Source organism: Psychroserpens sp., assembly GCF_047633235.1.
GTDB lineage: Bacteria > Bacteroidota > Bacteroidia > Flavobacteriales > Flavobacteriaceae > Psychroserpens.
This window is the reverse complement of record NZ_JBLIET010000012.1, coordinates 1-19,197: the sequence shown is the minus strand read 5'-3', so window position 1 is coordinate 19,197 and position 19,197 is coordinate 1. Positions and strand designations below refer to the sequence as shown.

General features: G+C 34.3%; 22 protein-coding genes and 1 tRNA gene. 14 read left to right on the top strand and 9 right to left on the bottom strand.

The genetic code is table 11. The annotated features are described in order from the left end of the window. The first annotated feature begins 298 nt into the window (after positions 1-298). The 6 genes from ACJAZK_RS05695 to ACJAZK_RS05670 all read left to right on the top strand — a co-directional run bounded on the left by ACJAZK_RS05695 (position 299) and on the right by ACJAZK_RS05670 (position 5,812). Positions 299-730 (top strand): RidA family protein, encoded by a 432-nt coding sequence (locus ACJAZK_RS05695; RefSeq protein WP_051229750.1) that lies wholly within the window; start codon positions 299-301, stop codon positions 728-730. 67 nt (positions 731-797) lie between these two features. After that, the gene (locus tag ACJAZK_RS05690) at positions 798-2,240 is read left to right on the top strand and encodes an aldehyde dehydrogenase (RefSeq protein WP_415223037.1); all 1,443 of its coding nucleotides are present in this window, start codon (positions 798-800) and stop codon (positions 2,238-2,240) included. A gap of 237 nt (positions 2,241-2,477) precedes the next feature. Next, positions 2,478-3,260, top strand: coding sequence for an SDR family oxidoreductase (locus ACJAZK_RS05685; RefSeq protein WP_415223036.1), 783 nt, complete (start codon positions 2,478-2,480; stop codon positions 3,258-3,260). Between the two features lie 204 nt (positions 3,261-3,464). Continuing rightward, positions 3,465-3,998, top strand: coding sequence for a 3-hydroxyanthranilate 3,4-dioxygenase (locus ACJAZK_RS05680; protein ID WP_028873010.1), 534 nt, complete (start codon positions 3,465-3,467; stop codon positions 3,996-3,998). A gap of 87 nt (positions 3,999-4,085) precedes the next feature. After that, positions 4,086-5,171, top strand: coding sequence for an amidohydrolase family protein (locus tag ACJAZK_RS05675; protein WP_415223035.1), 1,086 nt, complete (start codon positions 4,086-4,088; stop codon positions 5,169-5,171). Further along, positions 5,171-5,812: an O-methyltransferase gene (locus ACJAZK_RS05670; RefSeq protein WP_415223034.1), complete on the top strand. Its 642-nt coding sequence runs from the start codon at positions 5,171-5,173 to the stop codon at positions 5,810-5,812. The genes ACJAZK_RS05675 and ACJAZK_RS05670 overlap by 1 nt, the downstream gene beginning before the upstream one ends. 25 nt (positions 5,813-5,837) lie before the next feature. Here ACJAZK_RS05670 and ACJAZK_RS05665 read toward each other — a convergent pair whose 3' ends face one another. The 6 genes from ACJAZK_RS05665 to ACJAZK_RS05640 all read right to left on the bottom strand — a co-directional run bounded on the left by ACJAZK_RS05665 (position 5,838) and on the right by ACJAZK_RS05640 (position 11,491). Beyond that, on the bottom strand, positions 5,838-6,125 hold the full coding sequence (locus ACJAZK_RS05665; protein ID WP_415223033.1) for a twin-arginine translocase TatA/TatE family subunit: 288 nt from the start codon (positions 6,123-6,125) through the stop codon (positions 5,838-5,840). A 109-nt stretch (positions 6,126-6,234) separates the two neighbouring features. Beyond that, the gene (locus ACJAZK_RS05660) at positions 6,235-8,538 is read right to left on the bottom strand and encodes a M1 family metallopeptidase (protein WP_415223032.1); all 2,304 of its coding nucleotides are present in this window, start codon (positions 8,536-8,538) and stop codon (positions 6,235-6,237) included. 21 nt (positions 8,539-8,559) lie between these two features. After that, entirely contained in the window at positions 8,560-9,060 is a 501-nt protein-coding gene (locus tag ACJAZK_RS05655; protein ID WP_415223031.1) for a DUF6702 family protein, read from the bottom strand. 77 nt (positions 9,061-9,137) lie between these two features. After that, a complete protein-coding gene (locus ACJAZK_RS05650) occupies positions 9,138-9,938 on the bottom strand; it encodes a hypothetical protein (RefSeq protein WP_415223030.1) in 801 nt (266 codons plus the stop codon). Beyond that, positions 9,925-10,692 (bottom strand): carboxypeptidase-like regulatory domain-containing protein, encoded by a 768-nt coding sequence (locus ACJAZK_RS05645; protein ID WP_415223029.1) that lies wholly within the window; start codon positions 10,690-10,692, stop codon positions 9,925-9,927. The genes ACJAZK_RS05650 and ACJAZK_RS05645 overlap by 14 nt, the downstream gene beginning before the upstream one ends. Next, positions 10,679-11,491: a hypothetical protein gene (locus tag ACJAZK_RS05640; protein ID WP_415223028.1), complete on the bottom strand. Its 813-nt coding sequence runs from the start codon at positions 11,489-11,491 to the stop codon at positions 10,679-10,681. Before ACJAZK_RS05640 ends, ACJAZK_RS05645 begins: the two co-directional genes overlap by 14 nt. A gap of 114 nt (positions 11,492-11,605) precedes the next feature. Between ACJAZK_RS05640 and pepE the strand changes: the two genes are divergently transcribed. Continuing rightward, entirely contained in the window at positions 11,606-12,313 is a 708-nt protein-coding gene (gene pepE / locus ACJAZK_RS05635) for a dipeptidase PepE (RefSeq protein WP_415223027.1), read from the top strand. A gap of 72 nt (positions 12,314-12,385) precedes the next feature. Here the strand turns inward: pepE and ACJAZK_RS05630 are convergent. Beyond that, positions 12,386-12,458, bottom strand: a tRNA-Gly gene (locus ACJAZK_RS05630). 48 nt (positions 12,459-12,506) lie between these two features. Then, the gene (locus ACJAZK_RS05625; RefSeq protein WP_415223026.1) at positions 12,507-12,932 is read right to left on the bottom strand and encodes a GNAT family N-acetyltransferase; all 426 of its coding nucleotides are present in this window, start codon (positions 12,930-12,932) and stop codon (positions 12,507-12,509) included. A 67-nt stretch (positions 12,933-12,999) separates the two neighbouring features. Here ACJAZK_RS05625 and ACJAZK_RS05620 point away from each other — a divergent pair, with 67 nt between their 5' ends. Both ACJAZK_RS05620 and ACJAZK_RS05615 read left to right on the top strand, forming a co-directional pair. Continuing rightward, complete coding sequence (locus ACJAZK_RS05620) at positions 13,000-13,461, top strand: GNAT family N-acetyltransferase (RefSeq protein ID WP_415223025.1); 462 nt, start codon at positions 13,000-13,002, stop codon at positions 13,459-13,461. Further along, positions 13,458-14,192, top strand: coding sequence for a M15 family metallopeptidase (locus ACJAZK_RS05615; protein ID WP_415223024.1), 735 nt, complete (start codon positions 13,458-13,460; stop codon positions 14,190-14,192). Before ACJAZK_RS05620 ends, ACJAZK_RS05615 begins: the two co-directional genes overlap by 4 nt. 343 nt (positions 14,193-14,535) lie before the next feature. On the opposite strand, the gene ACJAZK_RS05610 is transcribed toward ACJAZK_RS05615, so the two are convergent. Beyond that, on the bottom strand, positions 14,536-14,919 hold the full coding sequence (locus ACJAZK_RS05610) for an ankyrin repeat domain-containing protein (protein WP_415223023.1): 384 nt from the start codon (positions 14,917-14,919) through the stop codon (positions 14,536-14,538). A 289-nt stretch (positions 14,920-15,208) separates the two neighbouring features. Between ACJAZK_RS05610 and gpmI the strand changes: the two genes are divergently transcribed. The 5 genes from gpmI to ACJAZK_RS05585 form a co-directional block, all read left to right on the top strand. Then, positions 15,209-16,726, top strand: a complete 1,518-nt coding sequence (gene gpmI / locus ACJAZK_RS05605; RefSeq protein ID WP_415223022.1) for a 2,3-bisphosphoglycerate-independent phosphoglycerate mutase — start codon at positions 15,209-15,211, stop codon at positions 16,724-16,726. Between the two features lie 44 nt (positions 16,727-16,770). Beyond that, positions 16,771-17,184: a BT0820 family HAD-type phosphatase gene (locus ACJAZK_RS05600; RefSeq protein WP_415223021.1), complete on the top strand. Its 414-nt coding sequence runs from the start codon at positions 16,771-16,773 to the stop codon at positions 17,182-17,184. A 234-nt stretch (positions 17,185-17,418) separates the two neighbouring features. Beyond that, positions 17,419-18,237, top strand: a complete 819-nt coding sequence (gene map, locus ACJAZK_RS05595; protein WP_028873026.1) for a type I methionyl aminopeptidase — start codon at positions 17,419-17,421, stop codon at positions 18,235-18,237. A gap of 6 nt (positions 18,238-18,243) precedes the next feature. Beyond that, entirely contained in the window at positions 18,244-19,023 is a 780-nt protein-coding gene (locus ACJAZK_RS05590; protein WP_415223020.1) for a class I SAM-dependent methyltransferase, read from the top strand. Positions 19,024-19,046: 23 nt separating this feature from the next. Continuing rightward, on the top strand, positions 19,047-19,197 hold a 151-nt coding region (locus ACJAZK_RS05585; protein WP_415223081.1), incomplete at its 3' end, for a DUF423 domain-containing protein.

Here is a 19,197-nt window from a genome sequence, read left to right as displayed (position 1 = left end):
TTGAATCTTAAAATGCAGAAATAATGAGAGAAGGAATGAACATGGATTGTAACGCCTTAGGCACGTAATTCTGAAAGCGAATGTTCCATAGGAATTTCCTAATTTCAAAATGATTTTTTAGTTCCGTTTATTCGTCCATTTTTATTTTCGCGAACCTCATGATGTGGTGCGCAGTTTGCACCAAGGCAAAATGAACGTAAAAAAAATTAGAGAAGAAATAAAATAGAAAACTAAACAAACAGATTGCCACGATTTTTTAAAATAAAAAAAAACTAGCAATGACAGATAAAAGTATAACATGAGTGATAAAAACAATGAAATTCCCGCTTCCGCAGGAACTGTAGTAACGCCAAGAGGAGCCTATCCACATGTAAAACAAGTTGGCGATTTCATTTTCGTTTCTGGCACCAGTTCACGCAGACCAGACAACACCATCGCAGGTGTTGACATTATAGACGAAATGGGAACCAAACGCTTAAACGCAGAAGTTCAAACACGAGAAGTTCTAAAAAATATTGAAAACAATTTAGCCAAAGTAGGAGCATCACTTAAAGATGTTGTTGATGTCACATCATTTTTAGTCAATATGAATGATTTCGCAGGCTACAACAAAGCCTATGGAGAATTCTTTGATAAAGCAACTGGACCAACAAGAACTACCGTAGCTGTTCACCAGTTGCCACATCCAGATTTGGTAATAGAAATTAAAGTGATGGCTTATAAGAAGTAATGACAACTGTTAAATCCTCACCGGCTTCAAAACCTGTAAAGACTTTTAAACGTAAACTCAAGTATTCGTGACCACAATAAAAAACTACATCAACGGAGATTTCCAAAACCCAATTAAAGGCAATTGGATAGATAACTACAATCCATCAAATGGTGAGATTTACGGACAATTACCAGACTCCACAAAAGAAGACGTTGAAAACGCCTATATCTCAGCAAAATCTGCGTTTCCTAGTTGGTCACAAACCAGTCTAGAAGAACGCAGTAGGATTCTTATTAAAATTTCAGAATTACTAGAAACCAATCTTCAACGTTTTGCAGAGGCTGAAAGTAAAGACAATGGAAAACCTGTGTCTTTAGCAAAAGCTGTCGATATCCCAAGAGCAGCAAGTAATTTTAGATTCTTCGGAAATGCGATCACTCAATTTGCTAGCGAAAGCCATGAAAGCATTGGCCAGCAAGCCGTCAATTATACCTTACGTCAACCCATAGGAGTTGTAGGATGCATTTCACCGTGGAATCTTCCCCTTTATTTATTTACATGGAAAATTGCTCCGGCATTGGCTGCAGGAAATTGCGTCGTGGCGAAACCAAGTGAAGTCACGCCACTAACCGCTTTTCTATTAGGGGACATCTGTAATGAAGCTGGTTTACCTAAAGGCGTTTTAAATATTGTTCATGGTCTTGGAGGTTCAACAGGTCAAGCCATTGTAGAACACCCAGATATTAAAGCTATTTCATTTACAGGAGGCACTACAACAGGAGCTCATATCGCAAGAGTAGCGGCACCTATGTTTAAAAAACTATCTCTTGAATTGGGAGGAAAAAACCCAAACATCATTTTTGCAGATTGCGATTATGAAGATATGCTCAGTACTACGGTTCGTTCATCATTTGCTAATCAAGGTCAGATTTGTCTCTGCGGAAGTCGGATTTTTATAGAAGCCTCTATCTATGAAAAATTTAAAACAGATTTTATCAAGAAAGTAAAAGCTTTAAAAGTAGGACATCCATCAGAAAGTGATACCAATATTGGAGCATTAGTCTCTAAATCACATTTAGACAAAGTAAAAGAATACATTCAAATCGCAAAAGACGAAAACGGAATCGTTTTATGTGGTGGCAATGAAGTCAAAGTAAAAGGTTATGAAAACGGCTATTACTTAGAACCAACGGTTATAGAAGTACAAAGCGATGACTGTAGAGTTAACCAAGAAGAAATTTTTGGACCAGTCGTTACTATGATGCCCTTTCAGAACGAAGACGACGTTTTACAAATGGCAAACAAAGTAAAATACGGACTTTCAGCAACTCTATGGACTAACAATTTAAAGCGAACTATGCATTTGACCAACCAATTACAAGCAGGAATTGTTTGGGTCAATACTTGGATGTTGCGAGATTTACGCACACCCTTTGGTGGTGTAAAAGCAAGTGGTGTTGGTCGTGAAGGTGGGTTTGAAGCATTACGTTTTTTTACTGAGGCCAAGAATGTTTGCATAAAGTATTGATCCTATCTGACTCTTCCCGTAGGGAAGACACTCAAACGAAAAAGACTCTTATTGTAATTGTTGTGTTGCAAATAATTTGAGAGTGCAGCATACAATTTAAAATATTAACACGACTTAACTCACGTTCCTTTGACCAAAGGAACGTGAGTTAAATTTCAGTAAGGAAATTGAAAACCGGAGGGTCAATAATAAAAACTATTAATTAAAAAAGATTCCTGCCTTAGCAGTAATGAAAATATGGATTTACAACTCAACAACAAGTATGCATTAGTCTGCGGGAGTACCGCAGGAATTGGAAAAGCAACAGCAATGGCATTAGCAGCAGAAGGTGTTCAAATAACCTTAATAGCGAGAAACGAAGACAAACTAAAGGTAACTTTAGCAGAATTACCCCAACATAGAAATCACGATTATATTGTCGCAGACTTTTCAAACCCTATAGAATTGAAAGCAAAAGTGGATGCTTATGTGAATCAAAATCATGGGTTTCATGTATTAGTTAATAATACAGGAGGACCAAAAGGAGGACCCGTTTTTTCTGCGGAAATCGATGAATTTGAAAGTGCTTTTACACAGCATTTAAAATGTAACCATGTATTAGCCCAAGCCGTTGTTCCCTTTATGAAAAGTAAAGGTTATGGTCGTATAATTAATGTGATTTCAACATCTGTGAAGCAACCATTAGACGGTTTAGGTGTGAGTAACACTATTCGTGGCGCTGTAGCGAATTGGAGTAAGACTTTAGCTAACGAATTAGGACAATATGGAATTACTGTAAACAATGTGCTTCCTGGAGCTACGGGAACAGAACGATTAACTGAAATCATAAAAAACAAATCGGCAAAAACTGGTAATACTGAAGAAGAAGCAGCAAATGCTATGAAAAATGCTGTGCCTGCAAAACGATTTGCAAGGCCTCAAGAGTTAGCAGATGCCATTACATTTTTAGCTAGTGAACGTGCTGGATATATAAATGGTATTAACCTTCCAGTTGATGGCGGAAGAACAAAGTCATTATAAGTCAAAAAATCCATTTATTATTACTAATTTTATTGAATAGATGAATCTGCGTTAGGGATTACTCACAACTTAATATTTTAGCATATTGAGTTAGTGAACCTAAAGGTTTAAAAGGTGTGTTTGAGCTCCTCGCAGAGAGTAAGCCTTGAAAGCCAAACTCTATGTCGCCTTAGCGTAATGGAGAAACGCCAAAAATGTAAAATTATGAGCAAATTATTTCCGCCAATAAATTTCAAAGCTTGGATTGAAGAAAATCGCCATTTATTAAAGCCACCTGTTGGCAATAAAGTAGTCTGGAAAGACGGTGATTTTATAATTATGGTCGTTGGTGGACCAAATAATAGAAAAGATTATCACTATAATGAAACACCCGAATTTTTCTATCAAGTGGAAGGAGATATTATTTTGAAAGTCATTGACGAAGGTGTACCAAAAGACATCCATATACGAGAAGGGGATATATTTTTACTACCTCCTAAAGTTCCACATTCGCCACAACGTGGTGCGAATACTGTTGGTTTAGTTATTGAATACCCAAGAGACAAAGGAGTACAAGATGCGCTATTATGGTTTTGTGAAAGTTGCACGACTAAACTGTACGAAGAGGATTTTACTGTAGAAAATATTGAAACAGATATGCCTAAAATATTTGACAATTATTACAGTGACAAAGACAAACGTAGCTGTCCCAACTGTGGCGAAATTATGCAACCTCCAACGAAAATAAAGATCGATTAGTATTGTCATTTCTACAGAAGTAGGAATCCATGATACAAGAAAAAAGTAACCTAAAACAGATTCCGGCCTTAGCGGGAATAATAAGAAATGAGCAAACGCAAACTAAGAATTAACGGTCATTCCCACTTACTTCCCTATCCTGAGGAAATCCCTCAATTCATGCAAGATAAAGGGATATTTTGGGTTGATAAAGATCGAAAATTCATGCTTCAAAAAGATTGGAATCGTCCTATTACAGATTCCAGTTTCTTCTTAAATGAAAAATTGGAGTGGATGGAAAAATACAAAATTGACCATGCTGTTGTGCTCAATTTATCTCAACTCTACGGAAACGGTTTGCGCGTTGAAGAAATGAAGCAAGCTTTACGTTTTCAAAATGATTTTAATGCAAAAGTGCAACGAGAAAACCCAAGTAAGTTTACTTGTGGCTTTGTAGTACATCCTGGCTTCGTGAGAGGCGCTTGTTGGGAAATGGAAAGATGCGTTGAAGAATTAGGGATGCAACTTCTATGCTTACCGACGCATTATATGGATACTATTGGAACGTGGCGTTGTATTTTTGATGCAGAAAATGAACCGATATTTGAATTAGCCAATAAGTATAATTTAGCAGTAGAGATTCATCCTTATGATGGTGAAAAATTCATTAAATTAGAAAACACATCCTGGCGTTTTCATTTAATTTGGATGCTAGCACAATGTGCTGACGCCTATCACTTTTTAACTTTAAATGGTTATCAAGATAAGTTTCCAAATATGCGTACCTGCTTTGCTCACGGCGGACAGCTAGCACAAATAAATTTAGGACGACGCATTCAAGGTTTTGATGGTAGGCCTGATTTATTTGAAGGCAAAAGCCACCCAAGAAAAGCAGTAGGCCATAAAAACATATTTTTTGACACTTTAGTTCACGATACTGGCGGCTTAGAATTACTTATAAGAAACCAAGGCTCAAAACAAGTATTGATGGGACTCGATGACCCTTATCCGTTAGGAGAAATGGAAAGCGAAAAACAGTCTTCTTATCCTGGTAAAATTTTAGATTTAGCCATTGAACGTAAAATCATCACAGAGGTTGAGCAAGATGCCATTTGGGAAGACAATGTAATACAATGGCTATGCGGTGACAACCAAGCATCTAAAGATAAATTAGTTAAACGTATTTTAGGATAATGTATTTTTTACCTGAAAAGTTAGATGACTATATCGTTTCTCATTCTGAAGAAGAACCAGAATTACTGCAACAACTCACTAGAGAAACGTATCAAAAAATATTACAACCTATCATGCTCAGCGGACCTTATCAAGGTCGTGTATTGAGTATGATTTCTAAGTTAATACGCCCTAAAACGATATTAGAATTAGGCACATTTACGGGTTATGCAACCTTATGCCTAGCAGAAGGATTACAAGGCGAAGGAGAAATTGACACTATTGATGTGAATGAAGAATTGGTTGATTTTCAACGCAAATATTTCAATAAGTCTAATTATGGCAAACAAATATTTCAGCATTTAGGTAATGCTTTAGATATCATACCTACTCTAGACAAAACTTTTGATTTAGTATTTATTGATGCCGATAAACCTAATTATGTCAACTATTTTAATTTAATAATTGATAAATTAAACTCAGGTGGCATTATTTTATCAGACAATGTATTATGGCATGGAAAAGTCATTGAACCAATAAACGAGAAAGACAACTCAACAAAAGCAGTACTAGAATTTAATACACTCTTAAAAAATGATAAACGAATTGAAACAGTTCTTCTGCCCATAAGAGATGGTCTTACAATTAGTAGAAAAATATAAAGCGAGTTAGGTTTAAGAACTATGACTAAAGCTTTCTTTTCACAGAACCCGTAAAGTCTTCTAGATCGTCTTTTACTTTATTAATTTCCTCTGTAATATTTTTGGTAACATTGGCGTCTATACCTTGCTTGTCGACACTTTTTGTAATTTCAGACTTGATATCAGTCGTAGCATCTCTTAGCATACGCATCCCTTTACCCATACCACGAGCAATCTCTGGGATTTTATCTGCACCAAATACCATAACTACAATTAGAAGTATAAATATTACCTCTGGCGCTCCAATGAATAAAAATGTTGCTAGTTGTATCACGATGCAAATATAATGAGATGTTTACTATAAGTGAATATATTTTCTTTTTTATAATAAAAAGAGCCGATATTTCTACCGGCTCTTTTTGTGTCTCGCATTAGAGCGTATACTACCCCTTTACTTTATTTTTAAATTTATCGAAATCACTATCTTTAACTTCTTTAGGCCAAGAGTTGTTAGAGGTATCAATATCTGCAGTTTCTAGTTTAGGATCTAATTTTATAGATACTATTTCCTTTTCTGAAGCGATCGCTTTACTTACTTCATTATCATTAAGTCTCCAAATTTGAGCAGGATAAGTTTCTGTTTTCGTCGTACCATCTGCATATGTAAACTCAACGATTATTGGCATTACTAATCCACCCGGCTTTTCAAATGTAATATCATAAAAATACTTAGGCTGTTTGATTGTTTTGCGCTCTTCTGCAGTAAAATTATCCATCATATACTCCTTTAAGCTAGGAGAATTATCTGCAGATGTTCCTTTACGCAAACGCTCATCAAACTCGTCGCTACCCTCTTCAACTAGGTATACCAATTTGAGTTCATCTAAATTTAGATTTCTACTTTGAGCATAGTTTTTAGCATACTGATTTGGTTCTGACGATACATAATATTTTTTGACCTCTTTTAATCCAATATCTACCCAATCTGTAGAATAAAACCATCCTCTCCAGTACCAATCTAAATCAAATGCTGAAGCATCTTCCATCGTACGGAAAAAATCTTCTGGTGTTGGGTGTTTAAACATCCAACGATGTGTATATTCCTTAAACGCATAATCAAATAACTCACGTCCCATCACTGTTTCTCTCAATATATTTAAAGAAGTAGCTGGTTTTCCGTAGGCATTATTACCAAATTGGTATGTATTTAAACCTTTAGTCATTATTGGCGCAATATAATCTTGGTTTCCGCCCATATAACCCGTGATATTTTTAGCTGGTCCACGACGTGATGGATATGCTGCATCTCCAGATGACAATGCTTTTGGATACCACTCTCCAAAATCTTGCTCTGCAACGTACTGCATAAACGTATTTAAACCCTCATCCATCCATGTCCATTGACGCTCATCACTATTCACGATCATCGGGAAAAAATTGTGTCCAACTTCGTGAATAATAACACTCATCATACCATATTTAGTACGATCGTCATACTTTCCATTTTCGTCTGGTCTTCCATAGTTCCAACAAATCATTGGATACTCCATTCCTTGACGTTTTGCGTGCACAGATATCGCTTTATGGTAAGGATAATCAAATGTCATGCGAGAGTACGATTTCAATGTACTCGCAACTGCTTTAGTAGACCATTGTTCCCATAATGGGTTTCCTTCTTTAGAATATAACGACACAGCCATAACATCTCTTTCTCCAAGCTTAACAGCCATCATATCCCATATATATTTTCTAGAGGTAGCAAATCCAAAATCTCTTACATTCTCTGCATAAAGCGTCCATGTGTTTTTCTTTTTAGAACGTCCTTTTTCTCTCGCTTCTGCCTCATCCTGTGTTGAGATTACTACAGGCTCATCATATGATTTTTTTGCTTTTTCATAACGTTTCATCATATCGCTAGAAAACAAATCTTCTCTGTTCATTAACTTTCCTGTACCATCTAAAAGGTGATCTGCAGGAACAGTAATATTTACTTCAAAATTACCGAATGGTAATGCAAACTCATCACGTCCCCAAAACTGTGAGTTTTGCCAACCTTCTACGTCATTGTATACTGCCATTCTTGGATAAAACTGAGCAATCACATAATTTCTGTTTCCATCAGGAAATAATTCGTAACCCGAACGTCCACCATCTGTAACATGATTATTTATTTGGTACCACCATTTGATATTAAAAGAGAATGTATCTCCAGTTTTCATAGCTGTAGGCAACTCAACACGCATCATCGTCTGATTGATCATGTGAGTTAATGCATTACCATCTGTACTGGTAACACTTTCTATGTTAAAACCTCCATCAAAACTTTCACTCATGTAAGATGAAGCAAATCTAGATGCAGATTGTGCTGGTGTCACATTACTTGAATTAATATCATTAGAAGGTGAATCTTTTGATCTCACATTTTGATCTAATTGAATCCATAAGTATGTCAATTCATCTGGGGAATTGTTAGTATACGTAATAGTTTCATAGCCGCTTAATACCGCAGTTTCATCATTGATTTCTAAATCTATTTTATAGTCTGCTTGTTGCTGATAATAGGCTGGACCCGGTGCTCCAGACCCTGTTCTAAACATATTTGGTGTGGCAAATTCATCATAGAGCTGCTTAAACTTATTTTGGTTAGTATGACCAGGTTTTCGAGCTTCTTCTTGGTTTTGTTCTTGAGCCATCACATTTAATGAGATAAAGGCAATTGACAAACAAAGGAATTTTAGTATTCTCATAGTAATTATTAAAGGGTTGATTTATTTAAAATTTAAGTATTGTTTTATATCTTCTTTGGTGAATATTAAGTTATTTACTTTAGAATTTATTTTTGATTTAACGATATTTTTTTGCTTCGGAAATAAATCAAAAAGAACAGTATTGCTTATTTCAATAGTATTTATATCCTCCACATTTTCAATTTCCAAATAACATACAACTTGATCGTTTTCATAGTCCTTACCTACAAAAGTTAAGACAACTTCTTTAGTATTAATTTTAATTTCGAACTTTTGCTTTAAATACTTTTTGATATATTCATCCACCGTCGCTATTTCATCCATCGTTGTCAAATTGATAGTCTTATCAAAGCGCTCTTGTAAAGTAAGTTCTAGATCATCAACATCAATTCTTGTAATTATCTGAAGAGATTTTTTCTCTTTAACGTATTCTATCTGCGTTACACTCACATAATATTTATGTGCGACAGATAAAAAAAAGGGAAAAATAACAGCTAATAAAATGACTTTTATAGAATTCATATCAATCAATAAGATGTAAATGTAACAATTTTATAAAAATTTTTATTCTTAAAAAGTGTTAATAAACTCTAAGCCAATTAATCTCTAGATTCTAAATTCTCTATATTAGTTAAATAGAGTTTTTGAAGCAGAAACTCATAGGTTTCAAAATCATTATCAGATTTGCAAAGGCTTTCAAATTTAGGATCTTCGGCTACGTAGTAGAAAAACTCCAATTTCAAATAGTTTTCAAGTTCATAGTTAGCAAAGAGTAATTTTGAAAATTTAGATTTAACTTTATCCATACAATTAAATTGCTCTTCTAACTTCACCGCATTTGTAAGCTTTTTGGTACGTCCAGAAATTTTATTCAAAATTTTATGGACATTAATCGCTATAAACAATGGTGCAATTATAACAGATTTCCCAGCATCTGCTTCATAGAGTCTTCTCTCTTTCTGTGTTTTAGGTTTACCCCTATAACCAGGAATCCCAACATCATAAAAATTAATATCTCGTTTAGCATCACTATTTCCAACATCTAAAAGCAAATCTCCTGTAAGCACTTTACCTACAACAACTTCATCTAATTCATTTACACGATCATCAAGTGTAATAGAAAGGAATTCTAGTTTTAAAATGGTTTCTGTGATAACAATGTTTTGAGGAATATACTGTATACTCGAAATAAGAATAGTATCATTTAATCTTGTAAGTATAATAAATTTGCCTCTGTCGTTAGTAATCGTAAATTCTTGAGCCGTTATATTGAGTATATGAACACCTCCCACCTCTGAACTTGCTAAAACTTCACCTTTTACATTAATAGACTGTGCAACACTATACGAGTACGTCAATAGCGTAAGAAGAATAGCTAATATATTATTAATCGTTTTCAATGTGAATTTTAAAAGCTTCTAATTTGTCTTTCAAAAATTGCAAGGTCATAATGTCATTACCTAAATCACTCAATTCTTTAAAAGATGGATCATCGCCACAAAAATAAAAATACTCAGTTTGTATCGTTTCACTAAATGTACCCTCTTTAAAAATTAGCTGAGAGAATTTTGCTTTAGCCTCTTCAATGGCTAGCCCTAACTCTTCACGCTCAATTTGCTCTTTTAAACGTTTGGTACGACCAGATATCCAATTAATCAGTGGATTTAAAGGCACAATCCCCCCTCCTGTTTGTGCTTCAAACAAACGCCTTTCGCTTTGTGTTTTCTTAGGCCCTGAGTAACCAGGAATACCCAAATCATAGAAATTTAGTTCTCGTCTAGCGTCACTATTCTCAATATCTGTCATTAAACTTCCGGTTAAAATCTTACCAACGACAACTTCGTCTAATAGGGTGACATTATCTTCAAGATTAACATTAACCGCTTTAGTTTGCATTATGATATCTGTTATCAAAATTTCTTTTAGCACATATTGCACACCCGAAACCATTAATGTATCGTTTAATTTTGCTGGTATCACAAACTCGCCTTGATTATTTGTTATTGCAAACTTACTCGCTGTTTTGTTTATTATATGAATACCAACCAAGTCACCACTAGCAATAACCTTACCCTTGATGTCTTTTGTTTGAGCAGCTATTTCCGCAGAACATAAAATAAGTAATAAAAAAATAAAGGGGTTACTCTTTATCACTATTAATTTTTAAAAATTCTTGACTTTTCTTATAAAGAACCTCTAAAAACTCTAACTCCTTTCCATAATTTAGGAGTGTAAAATCAAATCCTTCATCGTTTTCAACATATTGAATAAACTCTTCAACACGATGCGCAGGAATTTTAAAGTTATCAATAATAAATTCTGATCCAAAGTAATATTTCACAGAACTCACTGGTACATCTGGCACTCCTGATGTCTCTTTATCTTTTACTTTAGACCTAAATAATGGCAGTAATAGTTGGTCCACGACATTCACAATATTTAACCCATTAACCATAGTTGTAGATTGTGAATGCATTGCTTCATTTTCAATACCAGAACGAGGATCGTCTAAAAACTCGTACTCGTCGCTGTTTTTTATCCCAAAGTAAAGTGCATCTAATTTAGGATTAAACGTCTTTACTGTAGACACATCGTTTGGTAAATCTCCCGATAACCCTTTAGTGAGTACTAAAATCTCATCCAATTTATTTATTTCTTCAATTAAAAAAACACGTATACGCTTAGAGTTTATAATAGCTTCGCTAACACGTAAATCAAAATTTTGATATTGTAATGCCCTAAATTCTATTAAATCGTTTAAGCCGACTTCTATTGTAAACTTTCCATTTTCGTCTGTAATCACGCCTTTTTTTGTAGCAATATTGAATACCGTAATGGCATCAACATCTTGACCTTCAACAATAATTTTCCCATCAACAATGACGCGTTTTGATATTTGTGATGTCACGGTAAATGATACAGCGAGTAAGAGTACTAGTAGTAGTTTTTTCATAGCATATGGTTTAGTTACGTAAAGAACGTATTTGAAAGCTTAAATAATTAATAAAATGCAACTAAACTTTTGTTAAATTAACACTTTATATAAATTTACAAAAAAATGTAATTAATGAGAAATATAATTATCGCAAGCACGTCAACTCTACATGGAGGGAAACCTTTAGAGTACCTATTAGAAGAACTGAGTATTTTTTTTAAAAACACTTCTGAAATTTTATTCATACCATACGCAAGACCTGGCGGAATAACACACGATGACTATACAGAAAATGTCCGTTTAGCTTTTAATAAGATTGACAAAACAGTCAAAGGCATTCATGAATGTGCCAACCCAAAAGAAGCTATTAAAGAGGCTAAAGGAATTTTTACTGGTGGAGGCAATACCTTTGTTTTAGTGAATCAATTATATAAAAATGGTCTTATTGATACAATAAAAAAAGAAGTAAAGAACGGAACGCCTTATCTGGGCACTAGTGCTGGAAGTAATATTTGCGGACTCACAATAAACACGACTAATGATATGCCAATTGTATATCCACCAAGTTTTAAAACCTTTGGTTTTGTTCCTTTTAATATCAATCCGCATTATTTAGACCCAGACCCAACCAGTAAGCATATGGGAGAAACACGCGAAACCAGAATTAAGGAGTTTCACAAATTCAATACACAGCCTGTTGTTGGTATTAGAGAAGGTAGTTGGCTAGAAGTCAAAGGAGACACAATTAGCTTAAAAGGCACATTAGACGCGCGTATTTTTGAGTATGGCAAAGCACCTTATGAGATTGAGACTGGGAGTGAATTGCATGGACTGAAATAATAGTTTTGAAATAAATTATTCATGCACTCGTGGCAAACAAAAAAATCCTCGTCGTATTGACAAGGATTTTAGAGCGAGAGACCAGGTTCGAACTGGCGACATTCAGCTTGGAAGGCTGACGCTCTACCAACTGAGCTACTCTCGCATTCCTTGCGCAAATATATAATAACTTTACTTTTTTGCAAGTACAAAATCAAAACTTCTTTAAAAAATGATAACCTAAAATCTCAAAGCCTTCATTATAATAAAATTTATGAGATGGGTAATTTTGCACATACGTGTTTAGCTCTGCAGTATTGCAGCCTTTCGTTTGCACGTACTCATAAACCCAATTCAAAAACACTTTCCCAAGACCTTTGTTTCGATATGTATCGTCTATATAAATGTGATCAATTTCAACAGTTTTACCTGCATAATGTCGCGTAGAAAACCACATTCCGCTTACTCCAATTACATTATTACCATCAAAAACAACAGCGCACTCATAGTTTTGAGTTACCATTTCTGCAAAACGTTCTTTAAGGAGTTCTTCGGAAACTTTAAAACTCGTAAGCTTTTGCATCAAAGGAATGATCTCATTTATACGAGATTTTTCTAGGATTTCAAATCGGAAAGACATGGCTATAAATTTCGAGTGAAGATAAATAATTTTGATTAAGTTTGATTCTGAGAGATACTAAAACTTCATGACGACAAACAATTATACTAACGAATTTTATATTCGAGAAGTTTCAGCCAAAGAAACCTACACCATAAGACATGCAGTGTTGCGAAAGGGACGACCAATTGAGGATTGCCAATTCAGAGATGATGATTTAAAAACAACCATCCACATTGGCATATATATCGATGCGCAAGTGGTTGGTATTGCTACGTTTCTTCAAAATAAAAACAAGCTATTTTCCGAAGAAAAACAATATCAACTTCGCGGTATGGCTATTTTGGAAATATTTCAAGGGCGACAACTTGGAGAACGCCTTTTAAACTATGGTGAGCAGATGCTAGAAGAAAAACATATTGCAAGACTATGGTTTAATGCCAGGGAAACTGCCGTCGGTTTTTATAAAAAAAACAACTACGAAACCGTAGGACTTTCATTTGAAATAGATAACGTTGGCACACATTATGTAATGACAAAGATATTATGAAGAGACGCAAATTTATAAAAGGGTCTGCAGCAATTGGATTGGGATTAGCGATTTTTCCGCAGATAGCTTTTCAACATTCCGACAATAATATAACTTACAATGAATTAATTGGCAAAGGCAATCCAGAAGTATCTGGCGATGGTTTTAAACTAAGAAATGACGCTTATAATGCCTTTTTAAAAATGAGCGAAGAGGCCTTAAAAAGTAACATTAAATTACAAACTGTATCCAGCTACAGGACCTTTGAACACCAAAATAGGATTTGGGAACGCAAATACAAGAACAATATTAATAATGGATTAAGCGAACAGCAAAGTATAAAAAAAATTATAGAATACTCAACAATACCGGGAACATCAAGACATCATTGGGCGACAGACATTGACTTAATAGATGGCAATGTGCCTCAACCCAACACTGTTTTGAACCCAAAACATTTTGAAGGTCTTGGTTGTTTTTCAAAATTTAAAATATGGATGGATACTTATGCAAAGGCTTTTGGTTTCTATTTAGTTTACACACATAAAACCAATAGAAAAGGCTTTAAACATGAACCTTGGCATTATAGTTACAAACCACTATCACAAGGATATTTAAAAACATATCAAAAACTAGATTTGAGAGATATTATCATCTCAGAGCAATTGATGGGATGTGAGCATTTTTCTGAGGAATTCATTACAAATTACCTAAACCAAAATATTTTGGATATAAACCCAGAACTTTTGTGATATTATCAAAAATAATTAGTGCAGCCATTCGAAGAATTAATTTAAAATAAAACTACTAATCGACATGACGCTAGTATTATTATTTTGTCGTAAAAGCACTTTAGTTAACAACAATTAAATCCAAATACTATTGGTATACAGCTGATTTTTATGATATCTACAGAAGAATAAAATATTGGTTTCTCCAGTATTTCACAAATAGTACAATTGCGAATTGACATACCACCAAATCTAAAAAATAGAATTGAAAAAAGAGCGCATCTATATATAAAAACGCATCTTAAAAAAGATGCGTTCTATGTACTAACTAAAATTATTACTTCTAAAAGAGAAGCCTGTTTTGTTAAGAACCTAATTCCTTAATATACGCTAATGTATCTTTTGCATTAGATAATTCGGCATACTTCGCTGCCGTCATCCCTTTAACAGATTTTACATTTAACTTAGCTCCTTTTTCTACTAAGAGTTTTAAAATATCTAGCCTATTGTATTTAGCTGCATACATAGCAGGTGTTAGACCGTTAGACTTTTTGTTGACGTCTTGTCCTAACTCAATAAGTTTTTTTACGGTATCCAAATCTCCTTTTACAATAGAGATACAAAATGGATTTACTGCCCTTTTTGTTACGGTTTCAAAAGTTGAAGATGTTACAATGTCATTTGTTGCATGGATGGTTGTAAATGAAAACCCTAATGCGATTGCAATAATTACTACTGATTTTTTCATGATGAAAGATTTTAAATTAATTGATTTATGTTTTTTGATTTTGAACTGACTTAAACCAGTTCATACTTAAAAGACGACATAACTTAAACCCTGTTACACATAAAAACCCTATTAACATTTTTTTAACTATTTGTAAACAAACAAGTTAATTGTATCAAAAACAAGATTGACCCACTTACAATCGCTAAATAATTAAATAACAAAACGGTAATTAATCATATTTTATAATCTCAATTATAGATATGCACCATTAAACTTTTATCTTTGATTTTTATTAAAACTCGTTATTATGAATAAGAAAGTTATTTTAATGATTCTTGACGGTTGGGGAATGTCTCCAGACCCAAAAGTTTCTGCAATTGATAATGCCAAAACACCATTTATAGATTCACTTTATCACAATTATCCTCATGCTACTTTAAGAACCGACGGTTTACACGTTGGCTTACCAGAAGGACAAATGGGAAATAGTGAAGTGGGTCATATGAATCTTGGAGCTGGTAGAGTTGTATATCAAGATTTAGTAAAAATAAATCTAGCGGTAAAAAATGATACCTTAAAAAATGAGCAAACACTTGTTGATGCTTTTCAATATGCAAAAGACAATAATAAGCCTGTACATTTTTTAGGGTTAGTGAGTGATGGTGGCGTTCACTCTCATATCCATCATTTATTTGGATTGGTAGATGCTGCTAATAACTTCGGAATAAAAAACTCTTATGTTCATGCATTCACAGATGGTCGAGATGTAGATCCTAAATCTGGATTTGGATTTATTACCTCTTTAGAAGCTCATATAAAAAACACGCCTACCAAACTTGCTTCTGTCACGGGACGTTATTATGCGATGGATAGGGACAAACGTTGGGAACGCGTTAAATTGGCTTATGACGCTTTAGTCAATGGTATTGGAGAGCATTCTCAAAATGCTCCTGAAAGTATTAAAAATAATTACAACCATAATATCACCGACGAATTCATAAAACCAATTATCATGGTTGATGATCATCATCAACCTCTTGCTAAAATAAAAGATGGAGATGTCGTTATCTTTTTCAACTTTAGAACAGATCGTGGTCGTGAGCTAACTGAAGCGTTATCTCAAAATGATTTCCACGAGCAAAATATGCATAAGTTAAATTTACATTTTGTAACCTTAACTAATTATGATGATTCCTATAAAGGTATAAACGTAGTATTCAATAAAGATAATTTGACCGAAACATTAGGTGAAATATTATCACGAAATAACAAAACACAAATTAGAATTGCAGAAACTGAAAAGTATCCACACGTAACATTTTTCTTTTCTGGCGGACAAGAAGCCCCTTTTAAAGGCGAAACCAGACTATTACGAGATTCACCAAAAGTCGCTACTTACGATTTAAAACCAGAGATGAGTGCTTTTGAGTTAACAGATGTGCTTATCCCAGAACTTAAAAAAGGAGCAGTTGACTTTGTATGTTTAAACTTTGCTAATGGCGATATGGTTGGTCACACTGGAGTTATGACCGCTGCAATAAAAGCTTGTGAAGCTGTTGATACTTGTGTTAAAAAAGTTATCGAAACTGCTCTTGATCATAATTACACCACTATCTTAATTGCAGATCATGGGAATTGCGAAACGATGATTAATCCAGATGGATCACCAAATACTGCACATACGACTAATCCGGTTCCTGTAATTTTAATTGATAACGAAAAACCGATAATTAAAGATGGTATTTTAGGAGACATCGCTCCTACCATATTAAAACTGATGGGAATAGAACAACCAGCAGTAATGACCCAACATTCTTTAGTATAATTAGAATCTAAAAATTGTATTTTTGAATCTTAAAAAACTCATTAATGAATTTTCAAGATAAACTTGTCATAGCCATCGATTTTGATGGAACCATAGTTGAGGATGCTTTTCCAAAAGTAGGCAAGCCTCGTATTTTCGCTTTTGAAACGATGAAACGTCTTCAACAAGATGGTCATAGGGTTATTCTTTGGACCTACAGAAGTGGTTCAAAACTAGACGAAGCTGTGGACTTTTGCAAAGATAACGGCATCATATTTTACGCAGTAAACCAAAGTTTCCCTGAAGAAAAATATGACAATTCAGTGAGTAGAAAAATCTATGCAGATATTTATATAGACGATAGAAATATTGGTGGCGTCTTAGGCTGGGGAGAAGTTTATCAACTTATTACTAAAGAAGAACCAACTATGAGTACCACTAAACAAAAAAAAGGCTTCTTTTCTTTTTTAAAGCGTTAATTTAATTATCTCCTATTAGTTCAAAACGCGTATTATCAATAGCTGCTAAAGTTGCTTCAACAGAAACACCCAATGAACAATAACCATGCAGATGAAAAATAGATACATGGATTCTTCTCTTTTATTACAAAATGCAAATTTACAGATCAATTGATTCTCAAAGTATGTAAATTATCATATTTCAAAAAATATATTAGTTTTTAATTTAAGTACCTTTGGCCATATTTTTTAAACATGATTATAGTAAAAACAACAGAAGAAATTGAGTTAATGCGCCAAAGTGCGCTAGTAGTATCTAAAACTTTAGGCATGCTTGCCAAAGAAGTTAAAGAAGGTGTTACAACTAAACATTTAGATAAACTTGGTGAAGATTTTATAAGAGCACAAGGTGCAATACCAGGTTTTCTGGGATTGTATGATTGTCCGTCAACCTTATTATGCAGTGTTAATGAAGCTGTAGTTCATGGATTACCAACAGACATCCCACTTAAAAACGGTGATATTGTATCTATAGACTGTGGTGCACTAATGAATGGATTTTATGGTGATCACGCTTATACCTTTGAAATTGGAGAGGTTGCTCCCGAAACTAAAAAACTAGTACAAATCACAAAAGAATCTTTATACGTTGGTATTAGAGAATTCAAAGTTGGAAATCGAGTTGGTGATGTTGGTTTTGCAATACAACAACATTGTGAAGCACAAGGTTATGGAGTTGTTAGAGAACTTGTTGGTCACGGTCTAGGTCGTGTAATGCATGAAGATCCAGAAATGCCAAACTATGGTCGCAGAGGTCGTGGTAAAAAATTCATTGATGGTATGGTCGTCGCAATTGAACCAATGATTAATGGTGGAACTCATAAAGTAAGACAACTTAAAGATGGTTGGACTATTGTAACCCAAGACGGGAAACCTAGTGTACATTTTGAACACGATATCGCTCTTGTAGACGGTAAACCAGAAATTTTATCGACGTTTGCTTATGTGCACGAAGCTTTAGGGATTACATCTACAGATGAAGATGAGTTTAGGAAGGAAGCATTAGTACTCTAAGTATTGATGAAGAAAGTCTTTAAAATAATCCTAAACACAGTTCCAAGACCAATATTGATTAGGCTAAGCTATATAGTTCGTCCTATTTTAGCATTTTTTTTAAGAGGAAATAACTTTACAGATCCAATTAGCGATAAAAGTTTCAAATCATTTCTGCCTTATGGCTACGGAAATCAGCGAAATAACGTCCTCTCACCAGCAACATTAAGTTTAGAGCGTCACAGGTTATTATGGTTGTATTTACAGAATGAAACTAATTTTTTCTCTTCGGAAAGTTTAACTGAAAGAAAAAAAGTACTTCATTTCGCTCCAGAACAGTGCTTCTTAAAACGGTTTAGAAAACTAAAAAACTTAGACTACACAACAACAGATCTGCTATCACCTATTGCTGATGTTAAAGCAGATATTTGTGATTTGCCTTTTGAAGATAATAGCTATGATATTATTTTATGTAATCACGTATTAGAACACATTCCCGATGACACAACAGCGATGCAAGAATTATATCGCGTTATGAAACCTGGAGGCTATGGTGTGTTTCAAATTCCGCAAGATTTATCTAGAGAATCCTCATTTGAAGACAATTCTATCACAAACCCAAAAGAGCGTGCGAGAATCTTCGGTCAATACGACCATGTTCGGGTTTATGGTCGTGACTATTTTGATAAGCTTAGAAGTATTGGATTTAAAGTTGACGAAGTAGATTACACCGCTACACTTTCCGAAGAAAACATAGAGAAATATTGCCTGGCGAAGGGAGAGATTATCCCTGTGGTTTACAAATAAAATAACGACTAAAACTTAATGTAATGACACAACAAATTATAATTGCCACTGGTGCTATTTTTGGAATGCTAGCAGTGGTCTTTGGCGCTTTTGGAGCTCATGCTTTGAAGAAAACATTATCTAATGAGCAGTTACAAAGCTTTGAAGTTGGTGTAAAATATCAAATGTATCATG

Coding starts and splice junctions, on each gene's coding strand:
- ACJAZK_RS05695 (WP_051229750.1), top strand. CDS start 299: ATGAGTGATAAAAACAATGAAATTCCCGCTTCCGCAGGAACTGTAGTA.
- ACJAZK_RS05685 (WP_415223036.1), top strand. CDS start 2,478: ATGGATTTACAACTCAACAACAAGTATGCATTAGTCTGCGGGAGTACC.
- ACJAZK_RS05680 (WP_028873010.1), top strand. CDS start 3,465: ATGAGCAAATTATTTCCGCCAATAAATTTCAAAGCTTGGATTGAAGAA.
- ACJAZK_RS05675 (WP_415223035.1), top strand. CDS start 4,086: ATGAGCAAACGCAAACTAAGAATTAACGGTCATTCCCACTTACTTCCC.
- ACJAZK_RS05670 (WP_415223034.1), top strand. CDS start 5,171: ATGTATTTTTTACCTGAAAAGTTAGATGACTATATCGTTTCTCATTCT.
- ACJAZK_RS05660 (WP_415223032.1), bottom strand. CDS start 8,538: ATGAGAATACTAAAATTCCTTTGTTTGTCAATTGCCTTTATCTCATTA.
- ACJAZK_RS05655 (WP_415223031.1), bottom strand. CDS start 9,060: ATGAATTCTATAAAAGTCATTTTATTAGCTGTTATTTTTCCCTTTTTT.
- ACJAZK_RS05640 (WP_415223028.1), bottom strand. CDS start 11,491: ATGAAAAAACTACTACTAGTACTCTTACTCGCTGTATCATTTACCGTG.
- pepE (WP_415223027.1), top strand. CDS start 11,606: ATGAGAAATATAATTATCGCAAGCACGTCAACTCTACATGGAGGGAAA.
- ACJAZK_RS05625 (WP_415223026.1), bottom strand. CDS start 12,932: ATGTCTTTCCGATTTGAAATCCTAGAAAAATCTCGTATAAATGAGATC.
- ACJAZK_RS05620 (WP_415223025.1), top strand. CDS start 13,000: ATGACGACAAACAATTATACTAACGAATTTTATATTCGAGAAGTTTCA.
- ACJAZK_RS05615 (WP_415223024.1), top strand. CDS start 13,458: ATGAAGAGACGCAAATTTATAAAAGGGTCTGCAGCAATTGGATTGGGA.
- ACJAZK_RS05610 (WP_415223023.1), bottom strand. CDS start 14,919: ATGAAAAAATCAGTAGTAATTATTGCAATCGCATTAGGGTTTTCATTT.
- gpmI (WP_415223022.1), top strand. CDS start 15,209: ATGAATAAGAAAGTTATTTTAATGATTCTTGACGGTTGGGGAATGTCT.
- ACJAZK_RS05600 (WP_415223021.1), top strand. CDS start 16,771: ATGAATTTTCAAGATAAACTTGTCATAGCCATCGATTTTGATGGAACC.
- map (WP_028873026.1), top strand. CDS start 17,419: ATGATTATAGTAAAAACAACAGAAGAAATTGAGTTAATGCGCCAAAGT.
- ACJAZK_RS05590 (WP_415223020.1), top strand. CDS start 18,244: ATGAAGAAAGTCTTTAAAATAATCCTAAACACAGTTCCAAGACCAATA.